We start from the raw sequence: 12,487 nt of genomic DNA on the forward strand, positions 1-12,487 counted from the left end.
ATCTTCTTCTTATCGTATGGTGAATCCTTCGGTAGTATTCATAATTCCGTTAATAACCGTTGCCAATGCTGCTACTTTAACAGGATCGGAGGTGTTTTTAATTTTGGTTTCGCCCATATTCAAATAGGCGATCGCATCTTCTTTATTGTTCGAAAAGCGCTCTAACTCTTCGTCAAGAAATTTCTTTAAAATCGATAATTCCTCTTTTGAGGTCTTTCGTCCTATACTCAACTGAAATGCCTTCTTTAACTGTAGTTCTTTATTTTCTTCAACCTCATCAATCAAACTTTCGGCAAGGACATATGAAGCTTCTATATATTGGGGATCGTTCAAAAGCACTAATGCTTGTAATGGCGTACTGGTCTCCCTTCTCTTAACCGTACAAACACTACGGTCTCCGCCATCAAAAATTTGCATAGACGGTGGTGCCGAGGTTCGCTTCCAAATCGTATAAAGACTTCTTCGGTACAAACCCTCCCCTGGCTGCTGTTTGTATTTGTAACGCCAAGGTTTGTTACTAATTTCGTCCCAAAGCCCTTCTGGCTGATAGGGGTAAACACTTGTTCCTCCAATTTTTGAAACTAATAGCCCACTGATAGCCAATGCATTGTCCCTTACCATTTCCGCAGTCATTCGCATACTAGGTCCTCGCGCCAATAGAATATTGTCCGTATCGATCTCCAACAATTCCGGGGTTAGTTCAGAGCTTTGCCGGTAGGTAGCAGACATAACGATTAACTTTTGTATTTTCTTGATATCCCAACCGGACTCCATAAACGCTACGGCAAGCCAATCCAATAGCTCAGGATGCGAGGGCAAACTACCCTGGTTGCCAAAATCATCAGAAGTGGCCACCAACCCTTGTCCAAAATGCATTTGCCATAAACGGTTCACAAAAACTCTGGCTGTTAACGGATTGTTCTTATCGAACAACCATTTGGTCAACCCTAATCTATTTCTTGGCAAATCTTCACTAAAAGGCATTACCGCTTCGGGCACGTCTGGCTGCACTTCTTCCGTAGGAGCATCGTACATCCCACGATCAAGAATATAAGTAGGTCTGGGCTTTGGCAAATCTCCCAAAACCATAATCTCTTTTATAGGTTCCAGTTCATCCATCTGTTTTTCTCTTTGTTCCTTCAGTTTAATCCTTGTCCTTTCCGTTTCCTTGTCTATACTCAGATAATAGAAATCCGTAATTAATTCCTTTTCACTACTTTTTACTCTATCCATTGCCGTTTTTGGGGCTATGCTGTAAAGCACTTCCAAATCCGATAGTTGCCGGTTATAAATCCTGAGATTATCCACACCGCCATCCTTAAAAGATTTAAACTTGCCACTTACCCCTACAGTGAAACCGTTAAATGCGTAGTTATGCGCATTTTTCTTGAACAGTATAGATTTATACAGGTTGTCTATTTCAATTTCTACCGGCACCTCTTTTCCGTTTACGTAAATATTGACCCCATCCGCTTTGCCCAACCCATCATAGGACACGGTTACGGAGCTCCATTCTTTCTCAGGTATAGATTCCTCCGTTTTTACTTGAATGGCATTGGATGGCCAGGAACGCGCAATTATAAACTTAAGCCTGTTATCCTCTAGATGCATGGAATACCCTTTTAGCCCTTGCCTAACTTCTTCGGAATGCGTGAAAATTGCGGCCTCTTCATAGTTTCTATCCGGCTTAACGGCTATGGAAACGGTGAAAGGATCGGATTGATCAAACCATCCTACTTTTCCGGGCATCCTCATAGTGGTATAATCACCAAGAAACACAGCTTTTCCGTTTATCCCATTCTCAATTATAGGCTCTTTGATGGTTACCGACCGTCCATCACCCCCACTATTTTCGGTACTGAACGATTTCTTATCTTCTGATGAAAACGAATCAAAATTTAAACTGGCCTGCAATCCTTTTTTTAAGCTTTTTTGCAACACTGTCTCCAGAACCAATGGTTTTTTAGACCAAGTACGTACCTCCTCAGGTGTTTCCTTTTCAACAGATATCAATTGTTTTTGTGTTAGATTGATATCCCTATCAATGAACTCCAACACCTCTTTTTGCTCGTCATTGGTCAATAAAAGTGAAGGTCCAGGTACTTGACCCGGCCCATACACTGGTGTCCCAATCTCATTTGTACTATTGAAAAATGCAAAAAGCTCATAATGGTCTTTTTGGCTGATCGGGTCATACTTATGGTCATGGCATCTGGCACATTCCACACTCAATCCTAAAAATGCTTTACCAACAGACAAGGTACGATCCGCCACATACTCTACCCGGTACTCCTCAAAAACAATTCCCGCTTCAGAGTTCTTTTTATGTAACCGATTAAAGGCCGTTGCTAAAATACTATCCTGCGATGGGTTTTCTATAAGGTCTCCCGCTAATTGCCATGTTACGAACTGCTCGTACGACATATTTTCATTAAACGCCTTTATGACCCAATCCCGATACGGACTAAAATCGCGATGTTTATCATCCAAATACCCATCACTATCCGCATAACGAGCAACGTCCATCCACTCGGCAGCCATGCGTTCTCCATAGGCAGGTGAAGCCAAAAGGCGATCTACCACTTTTTCATAAGCATCCGGCAATGTATCATTTACGAAATCCTGAATTTGCAACAAAGTTGGTGGCAACCCTATTAAGTTGAAACTGAGGCGGCGAATGAGATGTTCCTTTGAACCTTTTTGTGAAGGACTTAAGCCTTTACCTTCCAATTTGGCCAAAACAAATTGGTCAACAGTATTATTTGGCCATTCCTTATTCACTATGTTCGGAACGCCTTCTTTTTGGGGATTTATAAAAGACCAATGCGGCTTGTACTCCGCTCCTTGCTCAATCCACTTTGTGATGGTGGCTATTTCATTTTTGCTAAGTGTAATATTAAACTCTGGAGGCGGCATTGTGATGTCCGGATCAGTAGATAAAATACGTGTAACAACTTCGCTCTTTTCCGGTTTATTAGGAACAATAGGATGCTTTCCCGAACCTTCTAAAGCCTCATATGCACTTTCTGCAATATCTAAACGAAGGCCCGCTTTTTGATTTGCCATATCCGGTCCATGACAAGCAAAACACTTATCGGACAAAATAGGTTTAACATGGTAATTGAAATCTATTTTCTCTGGCAATCTAGCCATTGCCTCTTCAATTTCGTCAGGTGCATTCCATCCACAACTGTGTAATAACATGATGCAGAGTACAGAAAAAAATCTCGATAAGAATCGCATTGGTTTTGGAATTTTCTTCAATATACGACCGCATTTTAACTGTTAATGAGTTAAAAAACAGTTTCATTAACTGTTAATAATTTTAATTATCTTTAAAAAATTCCTTCTTTGAGGCTATGAATACCAAGGATTACCATACGTATGTCAATAAAATAATTTCCAGCAAATCTTTTGGCAATTCAACCACTTATGCCAATTTGCTCAGGTACCTCGTTCAATGCACTATAGAGGAAGACGTGCCAAAAGAAACCACAATTGCCACAGAAATATTTGGGAAAAAGGAATTTGACCCTTCTCAGAGTACACTCATTAGGGTTTACATTTATAATCTTAGAAAAAAACTGAGAACATACTACCAAAAGGAAGGGATAGAAGACCAGATTATTCTGCGCATTCCAAAGGGGAGTTACAAAGTAGAGTTTGATAGTAGAAAAAAAGAGCCCAAACCATCAAATAAAATCATAACCAAAAAACAGCTTCTATTTTTAGTCTCATCAGTTCTCCTTTTATCAATTATCGGAAATTGGTTTCTCTGGACAAAAAATAGGCAGCCAAACCCCTTTTCAGAGTCTGTCCTATGGACCGAAATTTTCAATTCAAAAAAACCAATGATATTGGTATTGGGGGACCTCTTTATTTATCGTGAAATTAATACCACTACCCATAAAGAAAAGGTTATTCGTAATCCCTTTATTAATTCAGAAACTCAACTCTACGACTCCCTTCCTTCCTCGTTGAAAAATGAGTATGAACCTATGGAGTATAGTTTTCTAATTAGAAATAGTACTGAATGGGTAAAGGACGTAGGTAAAGTTTTGACTTCAAAAGATAAAGACTTTAACGTGCGTACAGTTTTACGTTTTAGCCCTAAAGAACTTCCTGAAAACGACTTTATGGTTGTTGGAATGGCAAAGACCCTAGGTATTTTCAAAGATTACATCAACAAGACCAGCATAAATTACAATGCGGATACGGATAACTTTAATTTCAAGAACACCTCAACCTTTTTTAAACCCAGTGGAGATGCTGAAACCTACCATAAGGACTACGCTTTAATCATAAAGGCGCCGGGACCAAACAATAATTCCATCTATGTTTTTGCGGGTTTGTGGGATACTGGCGCATCACAGAGCCTGAAAAATTTCACCAACCCTATATTGGTCCAGCAATTGGAAAACCGAATGAAAGCCGACTTAGGAAAAATACCTGCCTATTTTGAGGTCTTTATGGAAGTAAACGGTATTGACAGAATGGAACTGAGTTCAAAGATTCTTCACGTGAAAGAATTGGAATTGGATTAATTTTTTTTTGTCCAATACCTTTATTTGCTAGATTCTTCCATTTTTTCTCTCATTATTTTCTCCGATTCCGCATTCCAATATTTACAATCAAGTTCAAAAAAAACAGAAGTATAAGGTATAGTAAAATCAGTTTTTACTACGAGAATATTAAATTGCTTAGAAGCTCTATCCAACATGCCAATAATATCTTCATGAATTATCTTTTTGGCTTCATTTGCACCAATTACATCCTTTAAAGATTCACGATATTCGGTTATTCCCTTGGCCATGTTTTCATCAATATAATCGATTTCCTTATCCAAATAAACAATCGGTTTTATATGCCCCTGCCGATCAAGAACTTTCTTAACTGTCTCTAAGGTCTGGACATGCCCAGAAGTACTTCTAACCATAGTAATACCCGGACTGCTTTGTAACGGGTAGGCCTCATCAACCACTACAATCCAATTTCTATGTCCTAAGAATTTTATCTGACCCTGAAGAACGTCTTCCCAGGTTGAGCCATTTTCTCTAATTGACTCTAATTTTGGCGAATTAGGATTGGTATCTACACATCCAACAACCAAACAAAGCATGAGGGATAGAACTATATATTTTTTCATTTTAATTTACTTTAAATTGATGTCTAATATATCTTTTGCCCGAAGTAAAATAGCATTATCGATTAAAATTTTAATTTTTTGACCATCTTGCTCATAGGTGGATCTTATAGTTTTTCCATTCAACTTTAGCGCTATATTATTTACATGTAATCTATCATCTATATTAATCGTAATTGCGTTGAGTTTTAGTTTACCATAGCTTAGCTCTATTGTATTTGTCTGCCCCTTAACATCTCTATTCTGGGAGAAACTCCCCCAACCTTCAGCAGCGGAAAAGAAACTTTTAAAATCATCAGGACGTAATCTAGGGTTAAAACCGATATTTCCTTGAGGACCATCATAAGTAAATCCGCTAAGAGACAACAATACGTTCCATGAGTGCATGGCGCGTGAGTAGTGATTTGATCCTTCCACCTCGTTCCACGGACTTCTTTTTGCTCCGTCATATCTATCGTCAATGGACTTTAGTGCTACCAGTGCTTCGTCTAAAAGACTTTCGTTGATCATATCACAAGATGCTTCGTATTCAAGCCCGGTCCAAACATTGGTTTTGTCATGGGTATTCTCAAACTCTTTGGGTCTCTCATTAGACCATCCCCCATTTATCATAGCCGCCTCTCCGGTAGCTGCCAACGTTCTGGCATTTGGTTTTTCGAAATTATAGATGGTAGCTATGTCTGGTGTCCAATTATACTTAAAAATGTTTTGTGCGGCTTTTTTTACCTTTTCAGGTTCAAGAATATAACCCAAACCAAGTTGATGTGCCCAATTCTGACCGAACAATTGTTGAGCATCACAAGCGGTACCTTTATAATAGCCCGATTGGCCTGCATTGAACGCCTTTATGTAGCTCTCTGCATTATCATCTATTTCCGAAGGTAATTTAAATCCGTTTTTTACGCCAACATTTCCGTTAAGGCCCACAGGGTAGAGGTGGACATAAAACTGACCGTTCCACATTTCTTCGTTCATAAACTTTTGTCCAGATTCAAATAGTTTATGGTAACGACTGGCCAGTTCAGGTTCTCCTTTTACCTTGGCCATCTCTTCGGCCGCCCGTAATGCGGCAAGGTATAAAGTGTTGTTATACGGATTGGGGCCGTACCACATGGGATCCCAAAAGGTCTGTTCACCTTCCAATACCCCATTTGGTTCTAGACCGATTTCTGCACCATCTTTAAAAATATGATATCCGATTGCCATTTTTACTTTCTCCCAAACCGTATCCAAGAATTCATTGTTCGGAGAATTTAAATGTTCACGATAAGCCTTTAATACATACCCACTCTGGGCATCTGAGGCGTAACTATGGGGAACTTCTGGCTTGTTTACTCCGTACCCTCTAAAATTGATTCTACCGGACGGACTAAAACCACTGTATTTTTCGGTACTATTGAAGTCTTGTAACAAACGTACCGAACGTTCCAATTCTGGGAACAGTTTAGAGATAGCAGTTACAAAATTGTACACATGACCGCAAGTGCCTTGGCAGAAACCGATACCCTCGTAACCATATAAGCGCCCATTTTCCCAAATAGAAATGTTACCCGCGGCCAAGGTTGAGACTGGCATAGTAATTCGGTTGGCCAGCCAATATGGTAAAGTGGTATTAAAATACGTTTTGTTAAATCGCTCGGTTTCCTCATATAAACGATCAAAGTTTAGGGCAATATATTCAGCAACTTCGAAGGAATTTGAATACCAGTTGTTGTAAATGTGACCTACCCAACCCGGTGCCTCTGCCATGGCATCTTTATATCTTTTCCCATTTTCATATTTATTAGGAAAGTACCAACTCACTAAAAAAGTAATTTCTTTGGCCTGACCAGGTTTTAAATTGACGGTCGACCCTACTTTTCCCCATTCTGGGCTATCTGAAACATAAACTTTCAAATTACCTGCATTAGGGTCTTCACTCACCAATAACTGAGCCTTATGATCTAAGACACTTAAGGAAAAACCTCCCAATTGAGGATGCTTGGCCAAAGCACTATCTTTCACTTTCGGTTGCATTTCAAAAGAAACTCCGGATAAGTTCTTTTTTCTAAAGACCGAGTTAACATGAGACACTTTTGACGCATCAGGAAATTCGATATTTTTCAGAAATCCATCAACGGAAACTTTTAGTTTTTCGCTGCTTTTATTTTCAACAGTGTATTTAATTACGGTGACCGGGTTTGCAGAACTACGGACGCTCAAGGGCACAAAAGGGGAAAAAACTTCTGCATTTACCTGCAAAGGAATATCACTGTTTTTACTTCTGTATTGAATTTGGGCCATTGGGTACTCGCCAATAAAACGAATATCGTCAAAATCACTGTTATTCAATTCAAAGGTGCTTTCAGAACCCTTTTCAGTCTCAATTTTTAGGGAAAAGGAGTTTTCTATTTTGGATGTGGGCATCTCAGGATGCAGGTAATTGTACCCTGTTGATAAACCATGACCACTATTCGGTCGTTCTAAAACATTATAGACCGATTCGGTAAAGGCTAGCCTTCCATCGGAGGTTACATTGACTTGTCCAGCGCCGATTCCACCACAAGGCATGTAAATATAATTAAGCTCATCGCCCGTATATATTTTACGTTCCCCTTTTTCGTATAGCGATTTCACCCAGATTGAATCGAGGTTCTTTTCTAAAGGAATATAAGGTACTTGCTCTTGAGCAAAACTTTTAAGAAAACCGGATATAAAAATCAGGATTAGCCAATAACGGACACACATCTGAACTTCGCTTTTTTCAATATTCATGTAAATACGGTACTTCTATTTTAAATATGGATTAAATCAAATTTTAGTTGATCGCAAAAACTATACGCTGAAGCCTAATTGGCATTTTTAAAGTGTATTTGCAGCGATTGATTTTCCTCAAGTAGAATATCATCTTGCAACGTTACCACTACCTTATCTAGACTCTGATTGAACTCAAAGTTTTTCAATTCTCTCCCATTGACATTTAACACGGCCTGAGCGACCCCAAAATTGACCGGTACCTCAAACGCGAGCATTTTCAATTTTACTTGACCGTGTTTTATGCCGATTTGTACCTGCTGTTCTTTTTTAGCTATTTTTTGCTCAAAAGTGCCCCAACCTTGTGCTGTAGTGAAAGGTGCTTTAAAATCCGTAGGTGTGATTTTTGGTGCAAAACCAATGTAACCTTTAGGTCCGTGGTATTCAAACCCGGTGGCCGCAATAAATACACCGTAACTGGCCATAGACCGCGAATAATGTATTCCCCATTCTACTTCACACCACGGGTTTCTTTTTGAACCATGATATCTATTATTATGCATATACCAAGTATGTGCCAATGAACGCAACGGCATCTCATGTGACATCATCAAATGAGAGAGGGCATATTCGTATCCGTTTTGACTTTCGTTATTGTAAGCTGCAAATCTAGGATTGCCTTTTTCCAACACCTCAGACCCGCCATTAGGCCAAGTACAGGCAACGAATCCTCCTTCACCTGTCATGGCATACCATCTGCCTGCCGGTTTAATTTCACGGTATGGGCCTACATCAGTGGTAAAGTTAAATTTCCACAAACTATTTAGCGCCTCGGTTACTTTACTTGAATCGATAATTTGGCCAAGACCTAATTGATAGGCCCAGCTTTGACCGTATAATTGACTGTATTCACATCCGTTATAAACCCCCGGTGAGTGAGGGTGTTCTGGATCGCCTTTTTGAATAAAATATTCACCATTGAACAAATTATTTTCAATAAAATGCTTTCCCTTATCGGCAAGAGAAATACAAAATTGGGCATACGCCTCATCTTTCATTTCTTGTGCCATAACGGCCATTGCACGTAAGGCTGACTGGTATTGTAAACTCAACCATGTAATTTCTCCGTACCAATCAGCATCTAGAGTATTGTGCTGGGGGCCACTTAGAATACCATCATGATTATCATCATTGGCATTTATAAGTCCGTTCATTACCGTCTTAATTCCATCGTAATTATTCTTTAAAAACTGATTATCGACGGAAGATTGATGGGTCAAGAGCGACCTTTGCACCAAACCAGATTGGCCATCAACGGCCATACCGTTACCCCAGCCTTCTCCCATTTTGGTTCGCCCCCTAAAATTAACAACACCGGAGGGGAACAGACCACCATCAGGGAAAGAGGAAAAATCAGTATGTTCTCTCAAACTAATCTCTAATTCCGGAAATAAGCGACCCATTGCCTGAACATAGCTCCAAACATGGGTACAGGTTCCTAAACCTTGATACCCGCCTTCAAAACCATAAAATTGACCATTCTCAAAAATATGGCTTGTACTACTGGCAAGAATGGAAGTATTTAAAAACGTTCTGTCTAAAAACCAGTAAGGTAAAGTTGAGTCATACCAGGTATCTCGCCAAAGTTTGGTTTTCGCGGATAGTCTTTTGAAATCAGACACAATGCCAGTTGCCACCTCATCAGCGTCATTGAAGGCATTATTATAAGACTTACCCTTTTTATCAATTATTTGGGCTACTTGACTATTGGGAAAATACCAAGTTAAAACAAAACTTACCTTTTTAGATTCTTCAGGTTTTAAAGTCAGCTTCTTAATCAATGCACCTACTAAAGGTTTCTGGTTATTTTTACTGGAAGCGCTGAGTTTACCATTTTCAACGAAGAGACTTTCGTCAAGTCTGGTTACGTCAATAGCACTAACCGCATAACTATTGGCACCACCTTCAAGTAAGGTCAAACCCATAGACCCGTAGTCATATTTATTCACCAATGTATCACTTTCATTCTCGATTACCGAGCTACAGTTCAACCGCAAAGTTTTATCTGAACTTTTAGCTATTTTATTTTGAAGCTCAATGGTGTGACTACCACGAGTCTCAATAAATACTGCATTTTCTAACCACCCTCCAAGTTCAACATCCAAATCATGATCGGATTCATTGGTAATGGTAAAATTGAATATCGTAGCCGGAAAACTAGACGATTCGACATCTAATGGCAGATAGGGCGAAAAGGCCTCTAAGCTCAATGTTACTGGCAGTTCATTGTCTGCATACTTGACTTCACCAATGGGATACTGACCCTTAAACTGAATATCGGAAATATGGTCACGATCAAGTTTTTTTATGATTGCCTTAGCCCCATTTCTTTTGACCTTTACGGCAAAACCCTGCTCAACTTCGTGCGTGCCATACTCGCCTTCTTCACTTCTTTTGTAGGGATGTTCATAGGCTTCCTCACCTTTTAATTGTCCTTTTTTGTAATTGGTATTGAAAATATCCCAAAACCAAAGTTTTCCATCTCCACCCAAATACAGCTGCCCAGCACCTATACCTCCTATGGGCATGCCTATAAACTCAAAGTTGTTTGAGTTTTCTTTGGTATAAATTAGAGGCTCTCCCCTTTCTACCAATTGTGCCTCGAAATTTTCAGGAAAATTTTTGACCACAGGAGTTTTATCAGAATTCAACTCTAATTGATCCTTCGTTATGGTACTTTGTGAACGAACGCACAAGGCGCAGCAAAATAAAACACCTAGTACTAAAATTTTATGTTTCATAATAATTTTTTCTTGATTTTATGACTTTTGATAGATAGGAATTAAAGGCAGTCCGCCGTTTTTTCAATCACTAATTTACCACCCCGGATTCTGCTCTATGCCCATTAATTCTACCTGTTGTGTGGGTAGAGGGAATAAATAGTGTTTTTCTTCAAACCTTCTATTTGCGGAAAATTGCCATACATAAAAACCATTTTCGTCGAAACGTTCCAGCTTATCATAATCAGGATCATCCGCATAGGCCGTATTATCGTACAGAATTCCCCTGAGCGACTTTGGCAATTCGGTTTCGGCAGTTTTCCACCTCTTTAAATCTTCTAACCTAAAACCTTCCATAAATAATTCAACAGTACGTTCCCTTCTAATTTCTTCACGCATATCAAGGGCATTAGACTCTACGAAAGCATTCGTCAAACTGGGCAGTTTGGCCCTATTTCTCAATAAGTTGATCGATCTATTCAATTCTTCGTCCGTTATACTACCGTTTAACTCATATTTGGCTTCGGCAAAAATCAAGAGAACCTCAGAATAGCGCAAAACAGGGTAATCAGTTTCTTCTTGCCCTAAGCTAATGTCTTTTTTTTCTGTAGTAAACTTAATTAAAGTATAACCGGTACAGGTGTTTTCTCCAAAGTTAGCTTTGTGGATTCCTGTGCCCTCCCCAGGGTTTTCAGAATTATCAAAATCCCTACCTAACGCACCATAACTGTAATAACGAATACCTGGAATGGCCAAAGAGTTACGCATTCTATTATCACGGTTCTCAAACTCGGAGGTAAATGTTGACCTACCCTGAAACAAAGGTGATTTGTCAATAGGAAGCCCATCGGAGCACAAATAAAAATCCGCCATTTTTTTGGTTGGCGCATTCTCTTGTGTCACTCCGTGAGAATGGCCATTTGTAATGCCAAATTCAAAGGAATACTTTCTGGTAATGATAAATTCGTTTATATCGGATTTGTTGAGATTAAGAGGATTAGATTTGGCCACGGCATTATTATCTATTAAAAACAAGTACCTGTAACTGTCATCTCCGAGTTGGTCAAAAATTCCATAGGCACCACTATTGATGACATTATTGGCCGCATCGGCAGCTATTTTTAAATATTCCGCTGCATCTGAACCATTATTTCTAAATTTCTGCCAAGTACCCTCGAAAAGGGCCACTCTTGCCATAAATGACTCTGCTGCCTCGCTACTAATTCTCCCTTCTTCTTCATCTGCCAGGTTAGCTGCCGAAGGCAGCATGTTTATGGCTTCTTGAAGGTCTTCAAGCAATTGGGCCACAACCTCTTTTCTATCCGCTCTCTTTGCAAAGAGTTCTTCGGAATCAATGTCCAAAGGTTTCAAAATCAAAGGAACTCCCCCAAAATTCTTCAATAGCCTAAAATACAGATAGGCTCTAAAAAATTTAGCCTCTCCTACGTACTGCTGAATTTCAGAAACCTCCCCTTCATATTCTTGGGCTTTGGAAATTAAATTGTTGACACCCCTAATCTCATTGTATGTATTGTTCCAGACCGAGCTTTGCTCGGAGGGTATGTAACTACCGTCACTTACCGTATTATAAGTTTCACAAGATGTTACTATATCTGAATTGGCATCAGGTTCATTTGAATAGGTCTTTAACGAAAAATAGAAATTATTGGCGGCCAATTCAAAATCATTGGCATTTTTCCAAAAAGACACATCTGAAATACTATCTTCTGGTAACAATTCTAAATCATCGTTACAAGAAAGGGTGCCTAGTAAAAGCATAAAAAGGCCATATATTTTTATGCTTTTGTATGTATTATGTTTTTTCATTTTT

General features: G+C 39.3%; 6 protein-coding genes. 1 reads left to right on the forward strand and 5 read right to left on the reverse strand.

Translation table 11 applies throughout. The features are described from left to right. Positions 1 to 9 precede the first annotated feature (9 nt). Entirely contained in the window at positions 10 to 3,204 is a 3,195-nt protein-coding gene (locus P0077_RS06855; RefSeq protein WP_276168385.1) for a DUF1553 domain-containing protein, read from the reverse strand. A 155-nt stretch (positions 3,205 to 3,359) separates the two neighbouring features. Here P0077_RS06855 and P0077_RS06860 point away from each other — a divergent pair, with 155 nt between their 5' ends. Continuing rightward, a complete protein-coding gene (locus P0077_RS06860; protein ID WP_276168386.1) occupies positions 3,360 to 4,544 on the forward strand; it encodes a helix-turn-helix domain-containing protein in 1,185 nt (394 codons plus the stop codon). 20 nt (positions 4,545 to 4,564) lie between these two features. Here the strand turns inward: P0077_RS06860 and P0077_RS06865 are convergent, their stop codons facing one another. From P0077_RS06865 to P0077_RS06880, 4 genes are all read right to left on the reverse strand, one after another. Next, positions 4,565 to 5,146 (reverse strand): RbsD/FucU domain-containing protein, encoded by a 582-nt coding sequence (locus P0077_RS06865; protein WP_276168387.1) that lies wholly within the window; start codon positions 5,144 to 5,146, stop codon positions 4,565 to 4,567. Between the two features lie 6 nt (positions 5,147 to 5,152). Next, positions 5,153 to 7,897 (reverse strand): GH116 family glycosyl hydrolase, encoded by a 2,745-nt coding sequence (locus P0077_RS06870; RefSeq protein WP_276168388.1) that lies wholly within the window; start codon positions 7,895 to 7,897, stop codon positions 5,153 to 5,155. Between the two features lie 74 nt (positions 7,898 to 7,971). Continuing rightward, a complete protein-coding gene (locus P0077_RS06875) occupies positions 7,972 to 10,677 on the reverse strand; it encodes a GH116 family glycosyl-hydrolase (RefSeq protein ID WP_276168389.1) in 2,706 nt (901 codons plus the stop codon). Positions 10,678 to 10,752: 75 nt separating this feature from the next. Next, positions 10,753 to 12,483 carry a RagB/SusD family nutrient uptake outer membrane protein gene (locus P0077_RS06880; RefSeq protein ID WP_276168390.1) on the reverse strand — a complete coding sequence of 577 codons (1,731 nt, stop codon included), beginning with the start codon at positions 12,481 to 12,483 and terminating at the stop codon, positions 10,753 to 10,755. Positions 12,484 to 12,487 lie beyond the last annotated feature (4 nt).

This window comes from Zobellia alginiliquefaciens, assembly GCF_029323795.1.
Taxonomy (GTDB): domain Bacteria; phylum Bacteroidota; class Bacteroidia; order Flavobacteriales; family Flavobacteriaceae; genus Zobellia; species Zobellia alginiliquefaciens.

Bases quoted from the DNA above. Each gene is read 5' to 3' on its own strand.
- P0077_RS06855 (WP_276168385.1), bottom strand. From the start codon at position 3,204: ATGTTATTACACAGTTGTGGATGGAATGCACCTGACGAAATTGAAGAG.
- P0077_RS06860 (WP_276168386.1), top strand. From the start codon at position 3,360: ATGAATACCAAGGATTACCATACGTATGTCAATAAAATAATTTCCAGC.
- P0077_RS06865 (WP_276168387.1), bottom strand. From the start codon at position 5,146: ATGAAAAAATATATAGTTCTATCCCTCATGCTTTGTTTGGTTGTTGGA.
- P0077_RS06870 (WP_276168388.1), bottom strand. From the start codon at position 7,897: ATGAATATTGAAAAAAGCGAAGTTCAGATGTGTGTCCGTTATTGGCTA.
- P0077_RS06875 (WP_276168389.1), bottom strand. From the start codon at position 10,677: ATGAAACATAAAATTTTAGTACTAGGTGTTTTATTTTGCTGCGCCTTG.
- P0077_RS06880 (WP_276168390.1), bottom strand. From the start codon at position 12,483: ATGAAAAAACATAATACATACAAAAGCATAAAAATATATGGCCTTTTT.